23 protein-coding genes are annotated in these 26,360 nt (G+C 71.0%); 10 read left to right on the top strand and 13 right to left on the bottom strand.

The annotated features are described in order from the left end of the window. Positions 1-19 precede the first annotated feature (19 nt). The gene (locus tag HUT18_RS05100) at positions 20-892 is read right to left on the bottom strand and encodes a hypothetical protein (RefSeq protein ID WP_176098190.1); all 873 of its coding nucleotides are present in this window, start codon (positions 890-892) and stop codon (positions 20-22) included. A gap of 5 nt (positions 893-897) precedes the next feature. Then, positions 898-1,527, bottom strand: a complete 630-nt coding sequence (locus HUT18_RS05105) for a papain-like cysteine protease family protein (RefSeq protein ID WP_176098191.1) — start codon at positions 1,525-1,527, stop codon at positions 898-900. A gap of 231 nt (positions 1,528-1,758) precedes the next feature. Here HUT18_RS05105 and HUT18_RS05110 point away from each other — a divergent pair, with 231 nt between their 5' ends. After that, positions 1,759-2,703 carry a hypothetical protein gene (locus tag HUT18_RS05110; protein WP_176098192.1) on the top strand — a complete coding sequence of 315 codons (945 nt, stop codon included), beginning with the start codon at positions 1,759-1,761 and terminating at the stop codon, positions 2,701-2,703. 62 nt (positions 2,704-2,765) lie between these two features. Here HUT18_RS05110 and HUT18_RS05115 read toward each other — a convergent pair whose 3' ends face one another. After that, the gene (locus HUT18_RS05115; RefSeq protein WP_176098193.1) at positions 2,766-3,182 is read right to left on the bottom strand and encodes a Rieske (2Fe-2S) protein; all 417 of its coding nucleotides are present in this window, start codon (positions 3,180-3,182) and stop codon (positions 2,766-2,768) included. 394 nt (positions 3,183-3,576) lie between these two features. On the opposite strand from HUT18_RS05115, the gene HUT18_RS05120 reads away from it, so the two are divergent. Then, the gene (locus tag HUT18_RS05120; RefSeq protein WP_176098194.1) at positions 3,577-4,482 is read left to right on the top strand and encodes a carbohydrate kinase; all 906 of its coding nucleotides are present in this window, start codon (positions 3,577-3,579) and stop codon (positions 4,480-4,482) included. Between the two features lie 131 nt (positions 4,483-4,613). Here HUT18_RS05120 and uvrA read toward each other — a convergent pair whose 3' ends face one another. Continuing rightward, on the bottom strand, positions 4,614-7,598 hold the full coding sequence (gene uvrA / locus HUT18_RS05125) for an excinuclease ABC subunit UvrA (RefSeq protein ID WP_254878429.1): 2,985 nt from the start codon (positions 7,596-7,598) through the stop codon (positions 4,614-4,616). A gap of 213 nt (positions 7,599-7,811) precedes the next feature. Between uvrA and HUT18_RS05130 the strand changes: the two genes are divergently transcribed. After that, positions 7,812-8,498 carry a maleylpyruvate isomerase family mycothiol-dependent enzyme gene (locus tag HUT18_RS05130; protein ID WP_176098198.1) on the top strand — a complete coding sequence of 229 codons (687 nt, stop codon included), beginning with the start codon at positions 7,812-7,814 and terminating at the stop codon, positions 8,496-8,498. Positions 8,499-8,568: 70 nt separating this feature from the next. After that, a complete protein-coding gene (locus HUT18_RS05135) occupies positions 8,569-9,225 on the top strand; it encodes an MBL fold metallo-hydrolase (protein ID WP_176098200.1) in 657 nt (218 codons plus the stop codon). A gap of 93 nt (positions 9,226-9,318) precedes the next feature. Here HUT18_RS05135 and aroQ read toward each other — a convergent pair whose 3' ends face one another. The 7 genes from aroQ to HUT18_RS05170 form a co-directional block, all read right to left on the bottom strand. After that, on the bottom strand, positions 9,319-9,792 hold the full coding sequence (aroQ, locus tag HUT18_RS05140) for a type II 3-dehydroquinate dehydratase (protein WP_176098201.1): 474 nt from the start codon (positions 9,790-9,792) through the stop codon (positions 9,319-9,321). Between the two features lie 158 nt (positions 9,793-9,950). Continuing rightward, entirely contained in the window at positions 9,951-11,054 is a 1,104-nt protein-coding gene (locus HUT18_RS05145) for a calcium:proton antiporter (RefSeq protein WP_176098203.1), read from the bottom strand. Between the two features lie 96 nt (positions 11,055-11,150). Beyond that, positions 11,151-12,134, bottom strand: a complete 984-nt coding sequence (locus tag HUT18_RS05150) for a TerC family protein (protein ID WP_176098205.1) — start codon at positions 12,132-12,134, stop codon at positions 11,151-11,153. 373 nt (positions 12,135-12,507) lie between these two features. Continuing rightward, complete coding sequence (locus HUT18_RS05155) at positions 12,508-14,463, bottom strand: TerD family protein (RefSeq protein WP_176098207.1); 1,956 nt, start codon at positions 14,461-14,463, stop codon at positions 12,508-12,510. 125 nt (positions 14,464-14,588) lie between these two features. Then, positions 14,589-15,167 (bottom strand): TerD family protein, encoded by a 579-nt coding sequence (locus HUT18_RS05160; protein ID WP_176098209.1) that lies wholly within the window; start codon positions 15,165-15,167, stop codon positions 14,589-14,591. A gap of 271 nt (positions 15,168-15,438) precedes the next feature. Continuing rightward, the gene (gene uvrB / locus HUT18_RS05165; protein WP_176098211.1) at positions 15,439-17,577 is read right to left on the bottom strand and encodes an excinuclease ABC subunit UvrB; all 2,139 of its coding nucleotides are present in this window, start codon (positions 17,575-17,577) and stop codon (positions 15,439-15,441) included. Positions 17,578-17,647: 70 nt separating this feature from the next. Further along, positions 17,648-18,514 carry an MHYT domain-containing protein gene (locus HUT18_RS05170; protein ID WP_176098212.1) on the bottom strand — a complete coding sequence of 289 codons (867 nt, stop codon included), beginning with the start codon at positions 18,512-18,514 and terminating at the stop codon, positions 17,648-17,650. Between the two features lie 271 nt (positions 18,515-18,785). Between HUT18_RS05170 and HUT18_RS05175 the strand changes: the two genes are divergently transcribed. From HUT18_RS05175 to HUT18_RS05195, 5 genes are all read left to right on the top strand, one after another. Then, a complete protein-coding gene (locus HUT18_RS05175; RefSeq protein ID WP_176098214.1) occupies positions 18,786-19,670 on the top strand; it encodes a glycerophosphodiester phosphodiesterase family protein in 885 nt (294 codons plus the stop codon). 147 nt (positions 19,671-19,817) lie between these two features. After that, entirely contained in the window at positions 19,818-20,459 is a 642-nt protein-coding gene (locus tag HUT18_RS05180; RefSeq protein ID WP_176098216.1) for a methylated-DNA--[protein]-cysteine S-methyltransferase, read from the top strand. Positions 20,460-20,571: 112 nt separating this feature from the next. Beyond that, entirely contained in the window at positions 20,572-21,477 is a 906-nt protein-coding gene (locus tag HUT18_RS05185; RefSeq protein ID WP_176098218.1) for a pseudouridine-5'-phosphate glycosidase, read from the top strand. A gap of 203 nt (positions 21,478-21,680) precedes the next feature. Then, entirely contained in the window at positions 21,681-22,646 is a 966-nt protein-coding gene (locus HUT18_RS05190) for a carbohydrate kinase family protein (protein WP_176098220.1), read from the top strand. Between the two features lie 217 nt (positions 22,647-22,863). After that, on the top strand, positions 22,864-23,991 hold the full coding sequence (locus HUT18_RS05195) for a magnesium and cobalt transport protein CorA (RefSeq protein WP_176098222.1): 1,128 nt from the start codon (positions 22,864-22,866) through the stop codon (positions 23,989-23,991). 179 nt (positions 23,992-24,170) lie between these two features. Here HUT18_RS05195 and HUT18_RS05200 read toward each other — a convergent pair whose 3' ends face one another. Then, positions 24,171-24,590 carry a CBS domain-containing protein gene (locus HUT18_RS05200; protein ID WP_176098224.1) on the bottom strand — a complete coding sequence of 140 codons (420 nt, stop codon included), beginning with the start codon at positions 24,588-24,590 and terminating at the stop codon, positions 24,171-24,173. Between the two features lie 265 nt (positions 24,591-24,855). Continuing rightward, positions 24,856-25,488 (bottom strand): uridine kinase, encoded by a 633-nt coding sequence (locus HUT18_RS05205; RefSeq protein WP_176098226.1) that lies wholly within the window; start codon positions 25,486-25,488, stop codon positions 24,856-24,858. Positions 25,489-25,795: 307 nt separating this feature from the next. On the opposite strand from HUT18_RS05205, the gene HUT18_RS05210 reads away from it, so the two are divergent. Beyond that, a complete protein-coding gene (locus tag HUT18_RS05210; protein WP_176098228.1) occupies positions 25,796-26,275 on the top strand; it encodes a DUF1772 domain-containing protein in 480 nt (159 codons plus the stop codon). Positions 26,276-26,360 lie beyond the last annotated feature (85 nt).

Below are 26,360 nucleotides of genomic sequence, written 5' to 3' on the forward strand. Positions count from 1 at the left end.
ATGGTGGTCCGACCGGACCTCAGCCGGTACGGCGGCGTGCGCGCAACAGCCGTGCCCCGCACAGTCCGAGCGCGGCCAGGGCGCCCGTACCGGCAAGGGCGCTCGCGACGGTGACGGCGGATCCGGAGGACTCGCCTCCGGCCTGCGCCTGCTGCACGGGCGCGGTCCCGGAGGCCTGCGCCCCCTTCGCGCTCCCGGGCGCCTGCGCGGTGCCGCCTCCCTGGTCGAAGCCGCCCGCCTCTCCCTTCCTGTCGTACGCGGAGCCGGGCAGCTTGTCCGCGTAGGCGCGGTGCACGCGGTCCCGGTAGGCGGTGAGGCTGGTGCCCCGGGTGCCGATCGCCTTGCGGGCGTCCTCGTCGAGCGGCAGGACGCGGTTGCCGCGCTGCACGTACCAGGCGCCGATCTGCGGCTCCTGGAAGACCGTGCCGCCGGGCAGCTTGCGGGCGCCGAGGGCGGCGTGACGGGTTTCGTCGTCGCCGGTCGCGATGTTGACGACCTGCCACTCGCCGCCTTGCCGCGCGGTCCACACCGAGGCTTTCTGGCCGTCGGAGGAGACCGCCGCGGTGGCGAGGAACTGCACCTCGCCGACGGGGGCGCCGCTGTCCCCGGCCACGAACCGCGGCGACAGGTAGTGGACGGGCACCGTCTCGCGGCCCACCTTCGGGTCCGCGGCCGCACGGCTGACCGCGCCGTCGCGGGCGAAGAACCGGGACAGGGTCTCCAGGGTCCGCGGCGAGCCGGCCGCCTCGTACGCCGCGGCGACGGCGGCGGGCGAGGGTGCGGCGGGTGCGGGCTCCGCACCCGCCTCGGTGGCCGTGAGACCGAGGGCGAGGGTGGCGGCGGCGCCCGTGAGGCAGGCGGATGCGAGACGGCGGCTGTGTGCTGTGGTCATCGTCGTCACGCACCGATCCGGTAGAGCGAGTGGGTCCAGTCGAAGGTGTTGTTGTCGACGTACCAGGAGTGCGAGGCCCAGTTGTAGCGGTCGCTGGAGGGCCACGGGTCGCCCCAGTACACCCAGTTGTTCGCGGTGTCGAAGCCATAGACGACGTGCATGTGGCCGCCGCCGCTGGTCCAGCCGATGCGGGTCTCGACCGGACGGCCCGCGTTGATCTCGCTCTGCACGGTGGAGTAGTTGAGCGGATAGCCGACGTAGGAGCCGGAGCCGATGCCCGCCCAGTCGAAGGCGTTCTGGACGTCACCGAGGGTGGCCTGGTTGTTGGGGCACTCGGTGCCGGTGCTCCGGCCGAACGCCGCGTTGCAGAAGGTGTTCTGGCTGTAGTCGTGGCCGTAGAAGTCCGCGATCGTGTTGCCGCTCGCGGCCCAGCACCAGTTGTCCTTCTCCTGCGCCTGCATGGTGATGCCGAGGCGGTTGGCGGCGCGAAGGGAGGCCGCCGGGGCGCTGCCCGGGTCCTCGGGGGCGGTGGCGGCGGAGGCCGTGGTGGCGGGGACGGCGACGAGGGCCGCCGTGGCGAGTACGAGCGCGGACAGACGTCTGCGGCGATGGGGGGTGCGGAGTGTGAGACGCATCGTGTTCCTGCCTGCCGTGGGGTGGAGGAGGTGGAAGCACGTCCGGACGTTGCGGATGAGCATCGGGTGTTGTCCAGTGCAGGTCAACACGCTTCAATACGGGATGACCCGCCGACGTGAACAGTCGGCGTACGGATGTGAACACGCCGCCGCGCCCGACCAGCGCGGCCCCACAGCCCGGACGCACCGCCGCGGCCGGGGGGTGTGAACATTCACAGAGAGGCCCTGTGTATGCCCCACGCCGGCCATGTGGACGCCGCGACGGTACGGCTGGAAGAAGCGCTGCGCACCGGCCCCTTCCACCTCGCCCTGCGGGCCGCGCTCGCCGCCCGCCGGATGCCCCTGCAACGTGTGCAGCACCATCTCGCCCGGCGCGGGGTCAAACTCGGTGTGACCAGCCTGAGTTACTGGCAGCAGGGCGCCCGCCGACCGCAGCGCCCCGAGTCCCTGCGCGCGGTGCGGCTCCTGGAGGACATCCTCCAGCTCCCGCAGGAATCGCTGATCCGGCTGCTCGCCCAGCCTCCCGAGCGTCCCGACCGGGAACGGCCGCCCGCCCGCGCGTATCGCGCCATCACGGGTGAGTCGCAGGTCGTGGAGCGGCTCCTCGGCGGTCTCGACGCACCCCTGGACGGCGGGCTGCACACCCTCAGTCACCACGAGAGCGTACGGATAGGTGCCCGCCGCGAGCTCCTGGAGCGCGACTCCCACCACATCGTCCGGGCCCACGGCGAGGGCGTGGACCGCTATGTGGTCATCCACCAGGGCGACCCGGGCTGCGCCCCGGACCGGGTCGAGGTGCGCGCCCTGGAGAACTGCCGCCGCGGGCGGGTGCGCTGGGACGAGGCCTCCGGTGTGCTGGTCGCCGAGCTGCTCTTCGACGTACGCCTGAACATGGGCGACACACACGTGTTCCGGTACGGGATCGGCGACGGCACCGCCGGGGTGGCCACCGAGTACATGCGCGGTTTCAGTTTCGCGGGCGGGCAGTACGCGCTCCAGGTGCGGTTCACCGAGGGCGTGCTGCCGGTGCGCTGCCACCGTTTCGCCCGGCTCACGGCCACCGCGCCGCCCAGCGAGCGCCGCGATCTGACCCTGAGCGGGCACCACCGCTCGGTGCATCTGGTGGAGACCGAGGTCACCACCGGCATCCTGGGCATCGGCTGGGACTGGGACTGAGAGGCGCCAGCCCGCGACCGCGGGTCGACCCCGGCCTCAACTCCCGTGCACCACAGGCGTGTTCACGCCTCCGGACCGGCGACCAGCTTTCCGCCGGTGACCTTGAGCGGCACCTCGGGCAGCGGCTGCGTCGCCGGGATGTGGAGCACCTCGCCCGTGGTGGCGTCGAACTTGCTGCCGTGGCAGGGGCAGATGAGCGTGGTGCCCTCGACCCGGTTGATCGGGCACCGGCCGTGCGTGCAGATCGTGCTGAACGCCTTGTAGGTGTCGCCCTTCCTGCTCACCACCACGTTGTGGTCGTGGAAGATCTCGGCGCCGCCGTCCGGGACGCCGTCCGCGGAGCCGAGGTTCACCGGTGCGGTGGGGGTGGACCGGTTGGCGTTGTCCTCGGTGCCGCAGGCGGTGAGGCCTATACCGGCGACGGGGACTGCGGCGGCACCCCGCAGCAGGGTGCGGCGGGCGGCGGGACGTTGCGACACGGGACTCCTCGGCGCTGAGCGGATACGGACGGGGGCCGGGTGACCGGGTGCGGCGGACCCCTCGCCGTCCGGGCAGCGCGTACGCGCCGAAGCGGGGGCCGACGGCCTGCGCGCGCCCCGCGCCCGTCGTGCCGCACGACCCTATCGCCGGTGATCGTCGGGCCCGTGCCCGGTACCCACCGGGCGCCCGGCGTACGCCGGTGCGGGCCGGGCCGACCGCGCCCACCTGCGCACTCCTGTGCGCTCCCCCGTACCCGCCCGGTCCGCGCGCCCGGCCGCTCGCGATACGTTCTCGGGAGCAATGGCACGAAGACACAACGACACCACGCCGCACAGACGCGCAAACACCACGCACACACACCACGAGCAGACACAACGAGAGGGAGCAGCACCCGTGATCGTCGTCGCCGGGGAGGCCCTGATCGATCTCGTCCCCAAGGGGGCGGGCGCACGGGCGCCACTGATTCCCTCGCCGGGCGGCGGCCCGTACAACACGGCCGTGGCACTCGGCAGGCTGGGCGCCCGGCCCGCGTTCTGCTCGCGGATCTCCTCGGACGCCTTCGGGCGCACGCTGCTCGACGGTCTGGAGGCCGCGGGCGTGGACATCGGCTGGGTGCAGCGCGGCCCGGAGCCGACCACGCTGGCGGTGGCCACGGTGGGCGCGGACGGTTCGGCGCGGTACTCGTTCTACGTCGAGGGCACCGCCGACCGTCTCTTCGCGGTGCCGGACCGCCTCCCCGAGTCGATGCGGGCGATCTGCTTCGGCACCTGCTCGCTGGCCCTGGAACCGGGCGCGAGCGCCTACGAGAAGGTGCTGCGGGACGCCTCCGGGCGCGGTGTGTTCACCATGCTGGACCCCAACATCCGCCAGGACCTGATCCCCGACGCCGAGGCCTACCGCTCCCGCTTCCGCTCCTGGCTCCCGCACACCACCCTGCTCAAGCTCTCCGAGGAGGACGCGGGCTGGCTGGGCGGCTCGGCGGCCGAGTGGCTGGCGCAGGGCCCCTCGGCGGTGGTGCTGACCCACGGCCGCGAGGGTCTGGAGGTGGTCACGGCCCAGGGCAGGATCGAGGTGCCGGGTGTCCCGGTGGCCGTCGTGGACACCATCGGCGCCGGGGACACCGTCAACGCCGCGCTGCTGCACCGGCTTTCGGCCCATGACGCCCTCGCCCCGGCCGACGCCCTGACCGGCCTCGGCGAGGAACAGTGGCGCGACGTACTCGGCTACGCCGCCCGCGCCGCCGCCCTGACCTGTACGCGTCCGGGCGCCCAGCCTCCGTACGCGCACGAGCTGGACTAGCGGGACCGCCGCCGGACGGACGCGGCGGCGATGCAGGAGGCAACGGCAGAGGGCGGACGCACCGGATGCGTCCGCCCTCTGCCGTTGCCGCGTACGAGTGCCGCGTACAAGTGCCGCCTACGAGCGAGCCGTCAGCCCGCGCTCTTCTTCGCCGCCGTCTTACGGGCCGCCGTCTTCTTGGCGGTTGCCTTGACGGGCGCCTTGGCGGTGGCCGCGTTCTTGCGGGCGGCGGTCTTGCGCGCGGGCTTGGCGGCCGGGCTCGCGTCGCTGATCCGGTCCGGGCCGAGGATGTCGCGCAGGAACTTGCCGGTGTGGCTGGCCGGTACCGCGGCGACCTGCTCCGGGGTGCCCTCGGCGACCACGAGTCCGCCGCCACTGCCGCCCTCGGGGCCCATGTCCACCAGCCAGTCGGCGGTCTTGACGACATCGAGGTTGTGCTCGATGACGATGACCGTGTTGCCCTTGTCGACGAGGCCGGACAGCACGCTGATCAGCTTGCTGATGTCCTCGAAGTGCAGGCCGGTGGTGGGCTCGTCCAGGACGTACACGGTGCGTCCGGTGGAGCGCTTCTGCAGTTCGCTGGCGAGCTTCACGCGCTGCGCCTCGCCGCCGGAGAGCGTGGGCGCGCTCTGGCCGAGCCGTACGTAGCCGAGGCCGACGTCGTTGAGCGTCCTGAGGTGGCGCGCGATCGCGGGCACCGCCTCGAAGAAGCCGAGGGCCTCCTCGATCGGCATGTCCAGGACCTCGGCGATGGACTTGCCCTTGTAGTGGACTTCCAGGGTCTCCCGGTTGTAGCGCGCGCCGTGGCAGACCTCGCACGGCACGTACACGTCCGGCAGGAAGTTCATCTCGATCTTGATGGTGCCGTCGCCGGAGCAGTTCTCGCAGCGCCCGCCCTTGACGTTGAAGGAGAACCGGCCCGGCAGATAGCCGCGCACCTTCGCCTCGGTCGTCTCCGCGAAGAGCCGCCGCACGTGGTCGAACACCCCGGTGTACGTGGCCGGGTTGGAGCGCGGGGTGCGGCCGATGGGCGACTGGTCGACGTGCACCACCTTGTCCACGAGGTCGTCGCCGTCGACCCGGGTGTGCCGTCCCGGCACGTTCCGGGCGCCGTTGAGCTCGCGCGCGAGGTGGGTGTACAGGATGTCGTTGACCAGGGTGGACTTGCCCGATCCGGAGACTCCGGTGACCGCGGTGAGCACACCGAGCGGGAAGGACACGTCGATGTCGCGGAGGTTGTTCTCGCGGGCGCCGTGCACGGTGAGCCTGCGCGCCGGGTCGATGGGGCGCCGCAGCGCCGGCAGCGGGATCTGCTTCTTGCCGGAGAGGTACTTGCCCGTCATCGAGGTGTCGTTGGCGAGGAGTTCCTTCAACGGGCCGCTGTGCACGACCTTGCCGCCGTGCTCACCGGCGCCCGGGCCGATGTCCACGACCCAGTCGGCGACCTTGATGGTGTCCTCGTCGTGCTCGACGACGATGAGGGTGTTGCCCATGTCGCGCAGCCGGACCAGCGTTTCGATGAGCCGGTGGTTGTCCCGCTGGTGCAGGCCGATGGAGGGCTCGTCCAGGACGTAGAGCACGCCCACGAGTCCGGAGCCGATCTGGGTGGCGAGCCGGATGCGCTGTGCCTCGCCGCCGGAGAGCGTGCCCGCCGCGCGGTTGAGGGAGAGGTAGTCCAGGCCGACGTCGACGAGGAACCGCAGCCGCTCGTTGACCTCCTTGAGGACCCGCTCGGCGATCTTCTTGTCGCGGGCGTTCAGGGTGAGTTGCCCGAGGAAGTCGGCGCAGTCGCTGATCGACATCGCGGCGACCTCGGCGATGGACTTCTCCATCACGGTGACCGCGAGCACGATCGGCTTGAGCCGGGTGCCCTCACAGGTCGGGCAGGGCACCTCGCGCATATAGCCCTCGAAGCGCTCGCGACTGGCGTCGCTCTCCGCCTCGCTGTGCCGCCGCTTCACGAACGGCACGGCCCCCTCGAAGGCCGTCGTGTAGACCCGCTCGCGCCCGTACCGGTTGCGGTAGCGGACCTCGATCTGGGTCTTGTGGCCCTGCAGCAGTGCCTTCTTGGCGCGCTGCGGCAGCCCGGCGAAGGGGATGTCGGTACGGAAGCCCAGCGCGTCGGCGAGCGCGCCGACCAGGCGCCCGAAGTAGTCCTTGGTGTGGCCGTGCGACCAGGGGTGGATGGCGCCCTCGTCGAGCGACTTCTCCTCGTCGGGGACGATCAGCTCCGGGTCGACCTCCATCCGGGTGCCGATGCCGGTGCAGTCCGGGCAGGCGCCGAAGGGCGAGTTGAAGGAGAAGGAGCGCGGCTCCAACTCCTCGAAGGAGAGGTCGTCGTAGGCGCAGTACAGGTGCTCGGAGTACATGCGCTCGCGCTCGGGATGGTCCTCGGGGAGGTCCACGAAGTCGAGTACGACCATGCCGCCGGACAGGCCGAGCGCGGTCTCCACCGAGTCGGTGAGGCGGCGCTTGGCGCTGTCCTTGACGGTGAGGCGGTCCACGACCACCTCGATGGTGTGCTTCTCCTGCTTCTTGAGCGTCGGCGGCTCGGTGAGCTGGACGGTCGTGCCGTCCACCCGGGCGCGGCTGTAGCCCTTGGTCTGCAGATCGCTGAACAGGTCGACGAACTCGCCCTTGCGCTCGCGCACCAGCGGCGACAGCACCTGGAACCGGCTGCCCTCGGGCAGTTCGAGCACCTTGTCGACGATGGCCTGCGGCGACTGGCGGGCGATCGGCCGCCCGCACTCGGGGCAGTGCGGCTTGCCGACGCGGGCGAACAGCAGCCGCAGATAGTCGTAGACCTCGGTGATGGTGCCGACCGTGGAACGGGGGTTGCGCGAGGTGGACTTCTGGTCGATGGAGACCGCGGGCGACAGTCCCTCGATGAAGTCGACATCGGGCTTGTCCATCTGGCCGAGGAACTGCCGCGCGTACGAGGACAGTGACTCGACGTAGCGGCGCTGCCCCTCCGCGAAGATGGTGTCGAAGGCCAGCGAGGACTTGCCCGAACCGGAGAGACCGGTGAAGACGATGAGCGCGTCACGCGGGAGGTCGAGCGAGACGTTCTTCAGATTGTGCTCGCGCGCGCCACGGACGATGAGACGGTCGGCCACGCCGGTCCGCACCTTTCGTGAGAGAAGCCAGGGGCGGGGCCCCTGCGTCCTCAAGACTATGGGGGGCCGCCTCGGCGATGGACTGGTTGGGGAAATCCCGGAACTCATCCAAGGATGCCTGATACCGCGACAGAGCTTATAGCACGCCCTTTCGAATTGTGACGGCGGACGGACCGCTTCACCCGAAGAGGTGGCGGGGCTAGGGTCAGGACCATGAACGATCATGGGCGTGACCTGGCAGCCCTGCACGGGGCCACCGAGCGACTGCTGATCGCGGTCGGCAAACTGGACAACGCGGCCGTGGCCGCGCCGTCACGGCTTCCGGGCTGGAGCAGGGGGCACATCCTCGCCCACCTCTCCCGCAACGCCGACGCACTCGTCAACGTCCTCACCGGACGCCCGATGTACGCGAGCGCCGAGGCGCGGGAGGCCGACATCGAGCGGGACGCGGACCGCCCGCTGGAGACGCAGCTCACGGATCTGCGCGAGAGCGAGGCCCGGTTCGAGGAGACCTGCGCGGCCCCCGCCGACTGGTCGCGGACCGTGGAGCTGCGCAACGGCGTCATGGACTCCGCCTCGCGGGTCCCCTTCCGGCGCCTGGTGGAGATGGAACTGCACCATGTGGACCTCGACATCGGCTACGAACTCGAGGATCTGCCCACCGAGTTCCTCCAGCAGGAGATCGCCTTCCTCACCCAGCGCTTCCGCGGCAACGCCACGGTCCCGCCGGTCCTGATCCGGCAGGCGGACGGCCGCAGCCTGACCACGGGCCGCGCCGGGGACGACGCGATCACCGTCACCGGTTCGCAGGCGGAACTGGTCGGCTGGCTGGCCGGCCGCAGGCCCGGATCCGCGCTGACGACGACGGGCGGCGAACTGCCCGTACTGCCCGCTCTGTAGGACCCGTACCGCCCGCGCGAGGAGGCCCTCCGCGCGCGGGCCTGTCGGTGGGCCTGAGTAGGCTGGTGCCATGACCTACAAGGGTGATGTGACGGTCGGCGGCCCGGCGGATGTGCACGAACTCACGGACCTGATGATCTCCAAGGTCGCGGTGGGGCCGATGGACAACAACGCCTATCTGCTGCGCTGTCGCGCGACGGGTGAGCAGTTGCTGATCGACGCCGCCAACGACGCGGCGACCCTGCTCACGCTCATCGGTGACGACGGCATCGGCGCCGTCCTGACCACGCACCGGCACGGTGACCACTGGCAGGCGCTGGCCGAGGTCGTGGCGGCCACCGGCGCCCGTACCTACGCGGGGCGCGAGGACGCCGAGGGCATCCCGGTCGCCACGGACGCGGCCCTGGACGACGGCGACACGGTGCGGGTGGGCCAGGTCGAGCTGACCGCCCGGCACCTGGTCGGGCACACCCCGGGCTCGATCGCCCTGGTCTACGACGACCCGCACGGGCACCCGCACGTCTTCACCGGCGACTGTCTCTTCCCCGGCGGCGTGGGCAACACCTTCGACGACGCCACGGCCTTCGCGCGCCTCATCGACGACGTCGAGACGAAGATCTTCGGCGCGCTCCCCGACGAGACCTGGGTGTACCCGGGCCACGGCAAGGACACCACGCTGGGCGCCGAGCGCCCGCACCTCGCGGAGTGGCGGGCGCGCGGCTGGTGACGTGCCGGGGCGCGCGCCCCGGCTCCGTTCCCGCCTCATCGACCGGTCGGCGCCCGTCCCGCGGCGGGCGCCCCGTACCGGCTGCCCGGCCGCTCAGCCGGTGGCGTCCCCAGTCCCGGCGAGCGCGGCCACCCGCTCCACGGCGAAGGCGTAGCCCTGGATCCCGCAGCCCGCGATGACGGCGTCCGCGCGCAGCGAGACGTACGAGTGCCGCCGGAACTCCTCGCGCTTGTGCACGTTCGACAGGTGCACCTCGACGACGGGCAGTCCGTCGCAGGCGCTGAGCGCGTCGAGGATGGCGACCGAGGTGTGCGTGTACGCGGCCGGGTTGATGACGATGCCGCAGTGGCTCTGCCGTGCCTCCTGGATCCAGTCGACGAGCTCGCCCTCGTGGTTGGACTGGCGGAAGTCCACGGTGCCGCCGTGCGCGGCAGCCGTCTTGGCGCACAGGGCCTCGGCGTCGGCGAGGGTGTCGCTGCCGTAGATCTCGGGCTGCCGTGTTCCGAGCAGGTTCAGGTTCGGCCCGTTGAGGATCATGATCGGGGCGCTTGCCAGGGTGCGCGGCACAGGGGTCCTCCGGGTGTCGTGGGTCACGTGCTTGGGGCCAGGATCTCGCACGGCCGGGCGGGTGCCGGGGCCGGGTCCCCGGGGTGTGGCGGGCCGGCGGCGTCCGGGGCAGGGATGCCCGGTCAGGGGGTTCAGGGGCTTCAGGGGGTTCAAGGGCTTCAGGGGGTGAACGCGAACTCCAGGTAGGCCACGAGCACCACCAAGTGCACGCCGCCCTGCAACAGCGTGGCCCGGCCGGGCACCACGGTGAGGGTGCCGACCACGACCGTGAGCAGCAGGAGCACCATGTGCGTCGCGCCGAGGCCGAGCACCAGCGGTTCGGACAGCCAGACGGTGGCCAGGGCGACGGCGGGGATGGTGAGGCCGATGCTGGCCATGGCGGAGCCGAGGCCCAGGTTGAGGCTGATCTGTACGCGGTCCCGCCGGGCGGCGCGTACCGCGGCGATGGTCTCCGGGAGCAGCACCAGCAGCGCGATGATCACTCCGACGACGGCCTGCGGGAACCCGGCCGCCTCGACACCGGACTCGATGGTCGGGGACACCGCCTTGGCCAGGCCCACCACGCCGACAAGTGCCAGGCAGAGCAGCAGCAGACTGCGCAGGGCGGTGGCGCGGGCGGGTCGCGGGGCGTGGTCCTCGCGGGAGATGACCTCGCCCTCGGCGGTGACCGGCAGGAAGTAGCTGCGGTGCCGGACGGTCTGGGTGGTGACGAAGAGCCCGTAGAGCACCAGCGAGGAGATCGCGGCGAAGGTGAGCTGGACGGTGCTGAACTCGGGGCCGGGTTTGCTGGTGGTGAACTTCGGCACGACCAGGGTGAGCGTGGCGAGGGTCGCCACGCTGGCGAGCGCGGCTCCGGTGCCCTCGGAGTTGAAGACGGCGACCCGGTGCCGCAGCGAGGTGACGAGGAGGCTGATGCCGACGATGCCGTTGCAGGTGATCATCACGGCGGCGAAGACGGTGTCGCGGGCCAGGGTGGCCGCCTTGTCGCCGCCGTCGGCCATCAAGGTGACGATGAGCGCGACCTCGATGACGGTGACCGCCACGGCGAGCACGAGGGAGCCGAAGGGTTCGCCCACGCGGTGTGCGACGGTCTCGGCGTGGTGCACCGCGGAGAGTACGGCCAGGGCCAGGACCAGTGAGACCACGGCGACCGCGAAGCCCGGCAGATCCCGCCCCCAGGTCAGTACCAGCAGCACCACGGCCGCCACCGGAACCACCGAGGTCCACCGCACGGCCGCACGCCACAGGTCGCTCTTCCCCATGCCCGGATCCTCACAGCTCGGGAAGGTTTACGCACATACGGCGGCCGCCCCGTACGCCGGGGCGGCCGCCGTCCTGTGGTCGTTGCGCGTGCGGGGTCAGGCGTCGATGCGCGCCTTCTCCTCGGCCGCTGCCGCGGCCTCCTGCTTGCGCGAGGCGATCAGGCTGGTGACGGTCGTGACGACCAGCACCGCGCAGATGACGCCGAGCGAGACCGGGATGGAGATCTCGGGCACGTGCACGCCGCTCTCGTGCAGGGCGTGCAGCACCAGCTTCACGCCGATGAAGCCGAGGATCACCGAGAGCCCGTAGCTGAGGTGGACCAGCTTCTTCAGCAGGCCGCCGATGAGGAAGTACAGCTGGCGCAGCCCCATCAGGGCGAAGGCGTTCGCCGTGAAGACGATGTACGGGTCCTGGGTCAGACCGAAGATCGCGGGGATCGAGTCCAGGGCGAACAGGACGTCGGTGGTGCCGATGGCGAGCACGACGACCAGCATCGGCGTCATGACGCGCTTGCCGTTCTGCCGCACCCAGAGCTTGGTGCCGTGGTAGCGGTCGGCCACTCCGAAGCGGCGCTCGGCGGCCTTGAGCAGGCGGTTCTCCTCGAACTCCTCGTCCTCGCCGTCCTGCCGGGCCTCCTGGATCAGCTTCCAGGCGGTCCAGATGAGGAAGGCGCCGAAGAGGAAGAACACCCACGAGAAGCTGGCGATGATCGCGGCACCGGCCGCGATGAAGATGGCGCGCAGGACGAGCGCTATCAGTACGCCGATCAGCAGGACGCGCTGCTGGTACTGCGTGGGCACCGAGAACTTCGCCATGATCAGCACGAAGACGAAGAGGTTGTCGACGCTGAGCGATTTCTCGGTGATGAACCCGGCGAAGAACTCACCGGCGGGCTGTCCGCCACCGAAGGCCCACAGCCCGAGGCCGAAGGCCGCGGCGAGCGCGATCCAGACCACGGTCCAGATTCCGGCCTCCTTGAGGGAGACCTCGTGCGGCTTGCGCCCGATGAAGAAGTCGATGGCGATAAGGGCACTCAGGCCCACGACGGTCAGGACCCAAAGGGTCGTCGAAACATCCACTGCGCCTCCGGCAGTACGAAACGTCATGGTCAGCGTCATCGCTGCCGGAGGTCTCTTCCACCCGGGGGTCTACCGCCCGCCGGGCCGATGCTCCGGGACCGTGACCGGTCCGTACTGACGGAGACACCGTGCAGGGAATACTCCCCTCCGCACCAAAGAACAGTACACGAATCACCAAGGAAAGGTAAAGAGCTAGGTAAAGGAGAGCCAAGTCACCTGGTGGGAGGGGTGGTTGAGGCCTTGCCCCGAGCCCGGCACGGGAGGGCGGGACGAGGCAAGGGAAGGCGCAGAGCGCGGGCGGGCGATGCGTGGGCGGCGCGGGTACCCGGATGGCGCGGGCTCCCGCACGGGGACCCGTGTCATACGGACAGGCCTAGCGGCGGTACTCGCGGGCCGCCGCGATCTGGGACAGCACCTGCGGGACGATGTGGCTGCCCGCGGGGGCCAGCGGCGGCTCGTACGTCCAGGTGTGGCCCACCCAGGGGTCGGCGAGGTGGTCGTCGGCGACCGGGGTCAGCCGCATCAGGCTCCGCCAGAGCGGGTCGAGCAGCGGGCCGTAGGCGGCGGACTCCTCGCGGTCGGCGATCATCATCAGATGGACGCCCACCGCGGGGCCCTCGTCGGCGAGGTAGCGGAGCTGGGTGACGGCGCGGTCGTCGAAGCCGTGCGGGAAGTCGTTGACGACGAGCAGGTGTTCACCGGTGTCGATGTCCGGCGGCAGCGAGTCGACGGCCTGGCTGCGAATGGCCATCTGCACCAGGTCGACGCGGCGCGTGAGGTGGGCCAGTACCGCCGAGACTCCGGCGGCTCCCGCGGCGGGCGGCGCGGCCAGAACTCCCGTACGCAGCAGGGGTTCGAAGGCGGTGGACGCGGCCGCGGCGGGGTCGATGACGTGTACCGAGTAGCTGCCCGCGGGGTGGGCGGCCAGCAGGCGCGCGGTGAGTGCGAGCGCCGTTTCGAGGGCGAGCCTGCGCAGGTCGTCCTCGTCGGTGAGGGTGGCTCCGGAGGCGTGGTGGGCACCGCTGTCGATCCACAGTCCGCGTTCCAGCGGCAGCCGTACCAGCATCGGGATCCGCAGCGGGCTCTCGGGCAGGTGCAGGTCGCCGAGGCGCACCGCGAACGGCTGTTCGGTGGGCGGCTGCCAGCCGTGCCAGACGGGGTTGTCCCAGCGGGCGTAGGCCGGTGGCAGGGCGGGTTCGACTACCTCCGCCTCGACGGTGAGCTGGGCGAGGTCGCGGTCGAGTACCTGGCGGGCCCGGTCGACGAGTTCGGTGTTGCGGGCCTGGGCGGCGGCGCGGGCGGCCTCGGCCTGGCCGCCGATCCGGCTGCGCGGGTCGGACAGGGCCTTGTCGAGTTCCTGTTCCAGACGGGAGTCGGCGAAGTCGACGGCGCTGCGGTAGGCGGCGACGGTACGGGCGAGGTCCTCGAAGACGCCCCAGACCTGGTTGTACAGGCGCTCTTCCATGGACCAGCCGTTGGCGTCCCCGGCGACGGGCGCGGGCGGCTGCGCGGGATCGGCGGCGGGCGGCGGTGCGGCACTCCGGCGGCGCGGGTGGGTGTAGTCGACGGGGCCGGTGGCGGCCGGAGCCGGTGCGGAGGCCGTCGGGCCATGCGGGTCGGGTACGGCGTGGATGCCGGGCACCGTCTGCGCCTCGGGTGCGGTGTGCGGGTCGGGCGCCGTGTGTGCGTCGGGGACGGTGTGCACGTCGGGTGCGGCGGCGGTGCGGACCCGGGTGTCCTCGCCGGAGCGTGACGGGGGTGCGGCGACGGAGCGGGCGAGGCCGCGCGCGACGGCCTCCTCGATCGCGGCGGCCAGTTCGTGCGCCTCGGAAAGGCCCTGGTCGCGCAGGAGTTCGGCGAGGCCGCCCGCATAGCCCTGGCCGACGGCGCGTACCTTCCAGCCCCCTGCCCTGCGGTACAGCTCCAGGGCGACGACGGCGGACTCGGCGGCGAGCCCGGTGATCGTGTAGCTGGCGATCTCGGTGGCGTCGGCGCCGGTCACCGAGACGAACGGGGCGGCGAAGGCGCCGAAGTGGGCGGGGCCGCCGCCCGCGCCGGGCAGGGCGAGCAGGATGTGCACACGGTGGACCTCGGCGGGCAGTGCTTCCAGGTCCACGGCGAGCCGGTGGTCGGCGGCGGCCTGCCGGGGTACGTCGAGTCCGGGCAGGGCGGGGCTGCCGGGGTGGGCGACCCAGTCGGTGCCGCGTACCCGGTCGGCCTCGTCGCTGAGCGTGGCGCCCGCGGCGACCGGGGCGCCCGCGGACACCCGGATCTCCAGTCGGGTGGTGGTGAGGGCGTGGTTCTGCCCCCGTACCAGCTCGGCCGTCATCGCCTGTTTCCCCCTGCTTCAAGGCCGCCGCCGTGGCGGGGCCGTCGACTCGCCCCGCCACCCCCGGCAGGCCGTGTGAACCGTGCGCCGTGCGCACCGGGTGTCCGCGTGGTGCGGAGCGCCCGTTACAGGTGCGGCAGGATCGCGGGCATCAGGTCCTGGAAGGTCCGGCCGTTGGCCGGGCTGCCCAGGGCCGTCATCTGCCAGCCGCTGCCCGCGCGGTGCACCTTGGCCATGATCTGCGCCGTGTACTGGCCGCCGCCCGCGAGCGTGTAACGGGCCAGCTCCTGGCCGTTGGTCTCGTCGACCAGACGGCAGAAGGCGTTCTGCACTTCCTGGAAGGTCTGGCCGGTGAAGGAGTTCACCGTGAAGACGATCTGGTCGATGTGGACGGGCACCCGCTGCAGGTCGACGAGGACGGCCTCGTCGTCCCCGCCCTGGCCCACGCCGCCGACGAGGTTGTCGCCGGTGTGCCGCACCGAGCCGTCGTCGCTGACGAGGTGGCGGAAGAAGACCACGTCGACCGGCTGCTTGTCGGCGAAGAGGACGGCCGAGGCGTCGAGGTCGATCTCCCGGGTGCGCGAGCCGAAGAGGCCGCGGCGCGGGGCGGCCTGCCAGCCGAGCCCCATGCGCACCGCGCTCAGCGAGCCCCCGTCGTTCTTCTGCAGGTTGATGGCCTGCCCCTTGGTCATGTTGACCGTCACGCGCTCTTCCCCTCAGTGAGCTCTTGCCCCGCGGTGACCGCGGTCGTGCTGAAAACCCTACGCAGCGCCACTGACAGCGCCCTCCTCCGGGCGGACTTTGTGTCGGTCTTGCAACACAGCAGGCCCGGGCCGCCACCGGTGTGCGATCCGGGGCGCACCTGTTCGCGGTCAACAAGGTGTGCGGGCGCGGGAGTTACGGGAACCCCGCCGCCCCGGCGCACCAGGAGCGCGGCAGTGGCGGTCCCGGGCGCCCGGGACCGCCACTGCCGCCTCAGGCGAGTCCGGCGTCCCGCATCTGCCGCAGTTCCTTCTTCATCTCGGAGACCTCGTCGCGCAGCCGGGCCGCGATCTCGAACTGCAGGTCGGCGGCGGCCGCCCGCATACGCTCGGTCATGTCCTCGATCTGCTGGGCGAGTTCGGCGGCCGGGCGGTCGGTGGGCACGGTCTTGCCCGCCTTCTTCCCGGCCGTCTTCTTGCCGCCCTCGGCGCCGGTCTTGCCGAGCGCGGGCACCGGAGCCTTGGCGCCGCCCTCCTTGCCCTGGCGGTAGCCCGTACCGAGGAGTTGTTCGGTGTCGACGTCCTCGCGGGCGATGGTGGCGACGATGTCGTTGATCTTCTTGCGCAGCGGCTGCGGGTCGATGCCGTTGGCGGTGTTGTACGCGACCTGCTTCTCCCGGCGGCGGTTGGTCTCGTCGATGGCCTTCTCCATCGCCGGGGTGATCTTGTCCGCGTACATATGGACCTGGCCGGAGACGTTGCGCGCCGCACGGCCGATGGTCTGGATCAGCGAGGTGCCCGAGCGCAGGAAGCCTTCCTTGTCGGCGTCGAGGATGGCCACCAGGGAGACCTCGGGCAGGTCGAGGCCCTCGCGCAGCAGGTTGATGCCGACCAGGACGTCGTAGTCACCGGCCCGCAGTTCCCGCAGCAGTTCGACGCGGCGCAGGGTGTCGACGTCGCTGTGCAGATAGCGGACCTGGATGCCGAGTTCGAGGAAGTAGTCGGTGAGGTCCTCGGCCATCTTCTTGGTGAGCGTGGTGACAAGCACCCGCTCGTCCTTCTCGGTGCGCCGGCGGATCTCGTGCACCAGGTCGTCGATCTGGCCCTCGGTGGGCTTGACCACGACCTCGGGGTCGACCAGGCCGGTGGGGCGGATGATCTGCTCGACATGGCCGTCGCCGCGGGAGAGTTCGTAGGTGCCCGGGGTCGCCGACAGGTACACGGTCTGCCCGACGCGTTCCTGGAACTCCTCCCATTTCAGCGGCCTGTTGTCGAGCGCGGACGGCAGCCGGAAGCCGTGGTCGACCAGGGTCCGCTTGCGGGAGGCGTCGCCCTCGTACATCGCGCCGATCTGCGGCACGGTCACATGCGACTCGTCGATGACGAGCAGGAAGTCCTCGGGGAAGTAGTCGAGCAGGGTGTTGGGTGCGGTGCCGGGGTCGCGCCCGTCGAAGTGCATCGAGTAGTTCTCCACGCCGGAGCAGGAGCCGATCTGGCGGAGCATCTCGATGTCGTAGCTGGTGCGCATGCGCAGCCGCTGGGCCTCCAGGAGCTTGCCCTGCTTCTCCAGTTCGGCGAGCCGCCCGGTGAGCTCCTGCTCGATGTCGCGCACGGCCCGCTCCAGGCGCTCGGGACCGGCGACGTAGTGCGAGGCGGGGAAGACGTAGAGGTGCTCGTCCTCGCTGATGACCTCGCCGGTGAGCGGGTGCAGCGTGGACAGCGCCTCGATCTCGTCGCCGAACATCTCGATACGGACGGCGAGTTCCTCGTACACCGGGAAGATCTCGATGGTGTCGCCGCGCACCCGGAACGTGCCGCGGGTGAAGGCGAGGTCGTTGCGGGTGTACTGGATGTCGACGAAGCGGCGCAGCAGTTGGTCGCGGTCGATCTCCTCGCCGACCTTGAGCGGGACCATGCGGTCCACGTACTCCTGCGGGGTGCCGAGGCCGTAGATGCAGGAGACGGAGGCGACCACGATGACGTCGCGTCGGGTGAGCAGCGAGTTGGTCGCGGAGTGCCGCAGCCGCTCGACCTCCTCGTTGATCGAGGAGTCCTTCTCGATGTAGGTGTCCGACTGCGGGACGTACGCCTCGGGCTGGTAGTAGTCGTAGTACGAGACGAAGTACTCGACGGCGTTGTTCGGCAGGAGTTCACGGAACTCGTTGGCGAGCTGTGCGGCCAGGGTCTTGTTGGGCGCCATGACCAGGGTGGGGCGCTGGAGGCGCTCGATCATCCACGCGGTGGTGGCGGACTTGCCGGTGCCGGTCGCGCCGAGCAGGACGACGTCCTTCTCGCCCGCGGTGATGCGCTTTTCCAGCTCCGCGATGGCGGTGGGCTGGTCACCGTTGGGCTGGTACTGGCTGACGACCTCGAAGGGCGCCACGGTGCGTTCGATCTGGGTTACGGGCCGCATGAAACCACCGTACGGCCTGCCACTGACAACGGGCCGTGCCCGGCTCGGCGGGGGCCGCGAGCACGGCGGTTCAGCGGTTCTGCGGGGTGCGGGCCCGGGGCCGCTGGTGCGGAATGCGACCGCCGGGGTTCACCGCCGAGGACATCGGTTCGGGGTTCCCGCGGGTGCCGCGGGTGTGCTGCGGGCGGCCCATCACGGTCATCGGGTCGAAGACCACGATCGCGGCGACCAGGAGCAGGAAGAACAGCGGGCCGGCGAGGAGCGGCGCGAGCAGTTCGGCGGGCGAGTCCCCGCCGGGCACGGTCGCCGTCGCGGCCTGCTGGTAGGGCTGTTCGTGCAGATGGACGGTGACGGCGGCCATGCCGGTGTAGTGCATGCCGAACGAGGCGAGGCCCAGGACCAGGCTGGCGCCGATGCTCCAGGCGAAGCCGCGTACCTGTCCGGCCGCCCACAGCGCGGTGATCGCGGCGACCACCGCGATCACCACCGAGGCGGCCACGGTCAGCGTGTTGTATTCCAGGTGGCCGTCCAGCCGCATCCCGGCCATGCCCAGGTAGTGCATCGAGGCGACGCCCAGTCCGGTGAGTGTGCCGCCGGTGAACAGGGCGGTGCCGCGGGCGCCCCGGAAGCCCACGATGAAGATCCCCACGCCGACCATGAGGATGGCCACGGCAAGGCTCGCGAAGGTGGTGAGCCGGTCGTAGTGGATCTCGCTCTCCTTGACGGTGAATCCCATCATCGCCACGAAGTGCATCGACCAGATCCCGGAGCCGATGGCCGCCGAGGCGAGGGCGAGCCAGCCGGCCCGCCAGGACTTGGCCACCACCATCGACCGCACGGTGCACCGCAGGCCGAGGGCGCCGCCGAGACAGCCCATCAGGAATGCCACGACAGGCGTGACGAGCCCGTAGCTGAATCCGTCAACCGTGCCCTGCATGCGCGGTGCCCTTCCACCCTGTCTCGCCGTGAGGTGCTGGTGTCCTTGCTCGTCCTTCCCGTGGGCGGGACGCCCTGGCTGAGCAGAGATTATGACCCGTCCAGGAACGTACGAACGATTTTCCGCAAAGAATCACGGCCACTCCGCAATGTGCCGCCGCAGTGAGCAAAAGAGCGGCCCCCTTCAACCTGTGGCCATCCTGAACCTGCCCCCCGTTGACTCTCCGCTGCCAGCCTTGACCCGTACGTGACGTCAGACACGAGGAGTAGCCGTGCTCACACGCGCAGCAGTCGCCACCACTACCGCCGCGATCTCAGCCGTCGTGTTCCTGCAGCCCGGGGCTCCCGCCCAGGCCGCGCCGTCCGCCAGGGCCGCCGAGGAGATCACCGTCATCTCGCACCGGGGCGCCTCCGGCCATGCGCCGGAGAACACGCTCGCCGCCGTCGACAAGGCACGTGAGCTGGGCTTCGACTGGGTCGAGAACGATGTGCAGCGCACCAGGGACGGCGAACTCGTCGTGCTGCACGACACGGACCTGAAGCGCACCACGGACGTGGAGCAGGTCTTCCCCGACCGCTCCCCGTGGAAGGTCGCCGACTTCACCGCCGCGGAGATCGCCCGCCTGGACGCGGGCAGCTGGTACGGCCAGGAGTACGCGGGCGCCCGGGTGCCCACACTGAAGCAGTACCTGGAACGCGTCGACGAGAACCGGCAGAAGCTCCTCCTGGAGATCAAGGCGCCGGAGCTCTACCCGGGCATCGAGAACGACGTGCTGCGCGTCCTCGGCGAGCAGAACTGGCTCGACGCCTCCCACCTGGCCCGCCGCCTGGTGGTGCAGAGCTTCAGCGCGCCCTCGCTGCGCACCCTGCACGCCGAGCGCCCGGACGTCGTCACCGGCTTCCTCGGCGCTCCCCCGGTCTCGGAACTCGGCGCGTACGGACAGTTCGCGGACCAGATCAACCCGAGCGCGGCCACGCTGACGGCGGGCTACGTGGACGCGGTGCACGCGGTGCGCGGCGCGCACGGCAAGCCGCTGACGATGTCGACCTGGACCGTCAACGACGCGCAGACCGCGCGCCGGGTCGCGGGCTACGGCGTCGACGGGATCATCACGAACGTTCCCGACGTGGTGCGCGACGCCATCTCGTCGAGCTGAGCCGTACCGCCCGGGTCGCGGCGAGGGAGGGTGCCGTCGGGACGGCTGAGGCTGAGGGAGGGATGCCGTCCGGACGGTGGGTTCGTGTCGGGGGCCCGCTGTCCGGACCGCGGGGGCACTGTCAGTGGCGGTGCCTACGGTGGTCGTATGAAGAGTGAGAACGCCGCGGGGTCCGGTGCCAGTGTTGATGCCGGTATCGAGACCGGTGTCAATGCCGGTCTCGATGCCGGTGAGGACGGCCGGGGTGGGCGGCGGCTGGTCTGGACGGTGCGTGCCACCGACATCGGTCCCCTGCTGCTCGCCGCGACGGAGCAGGGCCTGGTCAATGTCGTCTTCCATGCCACGGACCGCGTCCGCGACCGGGCACTGGAACGGCTGGCCGCACGGCTGGGAACCGAGCCTGTGCACGAACCCTCCTCGGACCTGCTGGCGGAGCCGATACGCCAGCTCGATGCCTACTTCGCGGGCCGCCTGCACGCGTTCACGCTGCCCCTGGACTGGCGGATGCTCTCGGGAGCCCGGGGCTTCAACCGGCAGGTGCTCGAAGAGCTGACGGCCGGGGTGCCGTTCGGCAGCGTGGCGGGGTACGGGGACCTGGCGGCGAAGGTCGGGCAGCCCGCTGCCGCGCAGGCGGTCGGCGTGGCCATGGGCTCCAACCCGCTGCCGGTGGTGGTGCCCTGCCACCGTGTGGTGGAGAGGGACGGTGGCATCGGCGGTTTCGGCGGCGGGCTGGAGACCAAGCGTCAGCTCCTCGCCCTGGAAGGAGTCCTGCCGCAGCCGCTGTTCTGACGGCCGGGCGGAGAGACGGAGGTCCGGCCAACAGGGTTGTGCACGGTGGGGGTTTGGCCCGCGCGCGAGGTCGCCAGGATGAGAGGAAAGTCCCGGAGCGCGGAGGTGTGCGGTGCTGGTTGTTTCCGACGAGGTCGCTCAGGCACTGACGGCGGGCCGTCCGGTCGTCGCCCTGGAGTCGACGATCATCGCCCACGGCCTGCCCCGCCCGCGCAATCTGCGCGTCGCCCTCGAACTCGAAGCCCTCGTACGCGAGGAGGGCGCGACACCCGCGACCATCGCCGTACTGGACGGACGCGCCCATGTCGGCCTCGACGAGGCGCAGTTGGAGCGAGTCGCCCAGGACGACACGGTACGGAAGCTGAGCCACCGGGACCTGCCGCTCGCGACGGCGACGGGGGCCAGCGGTGCCACCACCGTCTCGGCGACCGCGCTGCTCGCCTCGCGCGCGGGAGTGCGCGTGTTCGCCACCGGAGGTCTCGGCGGGGTGCACCGCGACTGGACGTCGACCCAGGACGAGTCGGCCGACCTGGGACTGCTCGCACGGACCAGGATCACCGTGGTGTGCGCGGGTGTGAAGTCGATCCTCGACGTCCCGGCCACGCTGCAACGCCTGGAGACATTGGGCGTGGCGGTCGCGGGCTACGGAACGGACCGTTTTCCCGGCTTCTACCTGACCGACTCGGGCAACCCGGTCGACTGGACACTGCACACACCCGAAGAGGTCGCCGCGGTCATGCGCGCCCAGGACGCCCTGGGCACCGAGGACTCCGCACTGATCCTCGCCCGCCCGGTGTCCCGCGCCGAACAGCTCGACCCGGAGCTGCACGACCGGGTGTTGCACGCGGCGCTCGCCGAGTGCGAGGCGAAGGGCGTCAGCGGACAAGCGGTGACACCGTTCCTCCTGGAACGCCTCACCGAGGGCACGGCGGGGGCGTCTTTGGAGGCGAACCTCGCCGCGGTACGGGGGAATGTGAGGCTGGCGGCGCGGGTCGCGGGTGCGTGGGTGCGGGGGTGAGTCGGGCGGGGGTGGGTCGTCCCCTGGCGGGTCACTCGGTGGCGGGTCGCCCGGTGGTGGGTCATCCAGTGGCAGGCCGCCCGGTGGTGGGTCGCGCGATCGGGGCAGTGGCCTCGGCTACAGACGCGGCTGCAGGTCGGGGGGCGGCTGTGGATCCGGACGTGGCTACAGCTCCGGCTCCGGCTCCGGCTCCGGCTCCGGCTGTGAATGCGACCCCGGCTGCGGCCTGGGAAAGTCTCCTCGTGCTCGGTGACGTGGTCACCGATGTCGTGGCCCGGCACCGGCAGCCGTTGGCGCCCGGCACGGACACGGTCGCCACGATCCGTACCGTGCCAGGCGGAGCGGGCGCCAACGTGGCGTGCTGGGCCGCACGTTGGGGTGCCCATGGGGTCCGGCTCCTGGCCAGCGCGGGCGCGGACTCCGCGGACTGGCACGAACAGGCGTTGCGGGAGGCGGGCGTTCGGCCTCATCTCGTCGTCGTGCCCACGGAGCCGACGGGGACGGTGATCTGTCTGGTCGACGAGAGCGCGGCGGCGGAGCGCACCTTCCTCACGGCGACCGGCGCCTCGCTCGCCCTCACGCCCGACCACTGGTCGGCCCACGGCCTGGACGGCGTAGCCCACCTGCACATCTCCGGCTACCTCTTCTTCTCCGAACCGTCCCGGTCGACGGCGGCCGCCGCGCTCGCCGAGGCCCGGGAGCGCGGCGTGCCCGTGAGCGTCGACCCGGCCTCGTCCGGCTTCCTGGCGGAGCAGGGAGTCGAGAGATTCCTCACGACGACCCGGGGCGCCGGGATTCTGCTGCCCAACCTGGACGAGGCACGCCTGCTGACCGGCCTGCCGGACCCGGTGGACGCCGCGGCCAAGCTCAGCCGCCAGTTCCCACTGGTGGTCGTCACCCTCGGCGCCGACGGCGCGCTGGTCGCCCGCGGCGGGTCGGTCTCGCGCCGGGTGCCCGCACCCGCGGTGACACCGGTCGACACCACCGGCGCGGGCGACGCCTTCACCGGCGCCTTCCTCACCGCCCTGCTCGCGGGAGCCGACCCGGAGCATGCGGCCGAGGAGGGGTGCCGGGCGGGCGCCGAGGCGGTGGTCGGCGTGGGCGGGCGGCCGGGCAGGGAGAGGAACGAGGGATTCGGAGAAGGACGGCTGCCGCAGAGGCGGCGGTAGAAGGCCGACCGGAGGGCGTATACGACACGGCACGCTGCCGGTCATGCGTGACGACGGGAGGCGGGAGGCGGCAGGCGATAACGGAATCGGTCACACAATGTGCCTGGTTGCTCACCAAAAACGGAGCGGAACCTTCCGTTCCCACAGGCCTGAACGGCGTTCTTCGCCGGGTGGCAGACTTGCCCGCCAAGTGCAGTCCACAGCGCGAGGAGCCCAGATGTCCATGGCCGGCAACCTACGGAAGGTCGGTAGCCTTCGAGGGGTCGACAGCCTTCGGAGGGTCGCCCGCCTCGCCCGCAGGCGACCCCGGGTCGACCTCAGCCATCCGGCACGCTCGCCCCTCGGCTCCGCCGTGGTCAACTGCGTGACCTACCGGCGCGGCATACGCCAGTCCGGCAGCAGCGACGTCCGCGACGCCGTACGACACGTACGCAAGCACGGCGACGGATTCGTCTGGCTGGGCCTGCACGAACCCAGCGAGCGGGAGTTCGCGGACATCGCCGATCTCTTCGATCTGCACCCGCTGGCCGTGGAGGACGCCGTACTCGCCCACCAGCGGCCGAAGTTGGAGGAGTACGGCGAGACCCTCTTCGCCGTCTTCAAGACCTGCTGCTACGTCGACCACGCCCAACTCACCGCCACCAGCGAGGTGGTGGACACCGGCGAGATCATGGTCTTCGTCGGCCGGGACTTCGTGATCACAGTGCGCCACGGCCGGCACGGTTCGCTCGGCCACGTACGGGAGGACCTCGAAGCCTCTCCCGAGCAGTTGGCGAAGGGACCGGCGGCGGTGCTGCACGCGATCGCCGACCATGTGGTGGACGACTATCTCAAGGTCACGGAGTGCGTGCAGTCCGACATCGACCAAGTGGAAATGGAGGTGTTCGCCAAGGACGGTGAGCGGGCCGACCCCGGGCGCATCTATCAACTGAAGCGAGAACTCCTGGAGTTCAAGCGGGCCGTCGTACCGCTGGGCCGCCCGGTCCAGACGCTGGCCACAGAGCCACCCCCGGTGGTCCCACCGGAGATACAGGCCTACTTCCGCGACGTGTCCGATCACCTGCTCCGGGTGGCCGAGCAGGTCGCCGCCTTCGACGAGCTGCTCAACTCGATCCTCCAGGCACATCTCGCGCAGGTGACCGTGGCGCAGAACGCGGACATGCGGAAGATCACCGCATGGGCGGCCGTGATCGCGGTGCCGACGATGGTCTGTGGCGTGTACGGCATGAACTTCGACTACATGCCCGGACTTCACGCGCGGTACGGCTACGCGGTCCTGCTCGCCGTGATCGGCGCGCTCTGCTTCGGCCTCCACCGGGGCTTCCGCAGGAACGGGTGGTTGTGATGACGGATTGATGCGGTGACGGTCGAGGCACTGACGCGCTGAAGCGCTGAAGCGGCAATGTCAGTGGAGTGGCAACGGCCTGCCGGGCCGACGAAGTCGGGTCCGATCCGTGCCCGCCGGACCCGGGTCCTCGTCAGACCGGCCAGACGGCCAGACCGTCGGTCTGCGTGAGGAGAGCGTCAGGTGCGCGCGTAGATGCTCTCCACCCAGTCCGCGAGCTGATGCTCGCTCAACTCGGCCGCCAGGTCCGCCTCACTGATCATGCCCACGAGCTTCTTGTCGCGGATGACCGGCAGCCGGCGGATGCGGTGGTCCTTCATCTCGCCGAGGACCTCGGACACATCGGCGCCCGCGTCGATCCAGCGGGGCGTGCCCTTGGCCATCTCACCGGCGGTGGTCTGGGCGGGGTCGTGCCCCATGGCCACACAGCCCACGACGATGTCGCGATCGGTGAGGATTCCGCACAGCCGCTCGTTCTCGTCGCTGATGGGCAGAGCGCCGACATCGAGTTCGCGCATCAACTGCGCGGCGCGGTCCAGGGTTTCATGGGCGGGAATCCACTGGGCCCCGGGGTTCATGATGTCTGCAGCGGTGGTCATGCAGTGCCTCCCGGTACGGCCGGCGCGGCGCGGGACGCGTCGCAAATCCCGGCTTCTTCATTGTGGGGGCGGGGCGGGTGGCCCGCATGTGCGGAGAGGGCGGGGCGGTCGTGGGGTGGGGTGGAGGGCGTGGGTGGGGTGGGGGCGGGGCGGGGGGGGAGCCCCCCCGGGGGGAGAGAGCAGAACTTCGGAGCGGAACGCGACTTCAGGGACTGCCAGATGATCGGCGGATCGTCGCAGGGCCCCAGCCCCCGGCCAACGCCCCTCACCCACTCCACGCCGGATGCCGCGGATCATCGGCCCGTACCACCACGTCCGCCGCGGCCGTCGGATCCGCCTCCGCCTCGTAGCGCGCCAGGGCCGGGAGGGTCCACTGCTGTTCCTCGGGGGTGCGGCGGCGCAGGGCTGCCGGGGAGAGTCGTAGGTGGGCGGTGAGGTCGAAGGGGAACCAGTGGTGCAGGAGCATCGGCCCGTGCAGCAGGAGTACGCCTCCGGGTGGGAGTGTGACGTATGGGCTGCGGGTGGCGCGGTCGGTGGCCGGGTCCCAGAGGTCGGGCAGGACGCGTCCGTCGCCGCCCGGTTCCAGCGGAGTGAAGACCTCACGCCAGAGGGCCTTGATGTCGAACCAGCCGTCGAAGTACGAGTCGGGGTCCTGGTGACCGAACTCGAAGCGCAGGGAAGCCGGACGCAGAAAGCCTTCGGTGCCGATCACCGCGGCCGGGCGGCCACGCAGGCGCAGTTCCTCGGCGATGCGTTGGGCGAGTGCCTCCGGTTGCGCCGCGGGGGCGCCGTCGAGGGCCATGCGCGGGCGCGTGCCGCCGTCGTCCGGTTCGACGGCGAGCAGCCGGTCGGCGAGTGTCGCGCCGAGCCTTTCCCAGGTGATGGCTTCGAGTCGCATCCGGTCATCATGCCGCGCTGTTCGGCGGCTCGGGGCGCCGTAGGGCTGGGGTATCGCGCACGGAAACTCCGCTCCGTCCAGTCCTTGCGGTGGTGTCCTGGCCGCTCCCGGCCGACACTCTCATGGTCACGTGTTTTCGATTCTCCGATTCCCTACCCCCCTCGGCTCCCTCGACTCCCTCACTCCGCGACTCCGCGACCTCGCGACCCGGACCGCGGCACCGCTTACGGACCCACCCCCCACCCACACACCATTCCCCTCCCCCTCCCTCCACTCCCCTCCCGCCCAACACCTCCCCGGAGCAGTCATGATCGACGGACCGTATTTTGTACTCACCGTGCTGGGCGCGCTGTTCTGCGGTGTGGTGGCCGGAGTCTTCGTCGCGTTCTCGACGTTCGTGATGCGGGGGCTCGCCGCGCTCCCGTCGGCCCGTGGCATCGCCGCGATGCAGGCGATCAACGTGGCGGCGGTGCGGGTGGGGTTCATGGTGTTCTTCCTGGGCGCGGCGGCACTGAGCCTCGTCCTGGCGATCATCACCCTGATTCAGTGGCCGGACGAGGGCAGCATCGAACTGCTGCTGGGTGCCGCCCTCTACCTGGCCGGGTGCTTCGGCGTGACGGTGACGGCGAACGTGCCCCGTAACAACGTGTTGGCGGAGCTCGACCCCGAGTCACCGGAGAGCGAGGAGTACTGGCACACGTACCTCGCCGAGTGGACCGCCTGGAACCACATCCGCGCCGGCGCCGCGCTGGCGGCCTCCGCCTGCTTCCTCCTCGCCATCGCCTGAGAGGGCGCGCCCACCCGAAGCCGAGCCCGCGCACGAGCCCCCGCCCGCACCCGCACCCGCACCCGCACCCGGAAGCACTCCCCAC

The organism is Streptomyces sp. NA04227 (assembly GCF_013364195.1).
Lineage (GTDB): Bacteria > Actinomycetota > Actinomycetes > Streptomycetales > Streptomycetaceae > Streptomyces.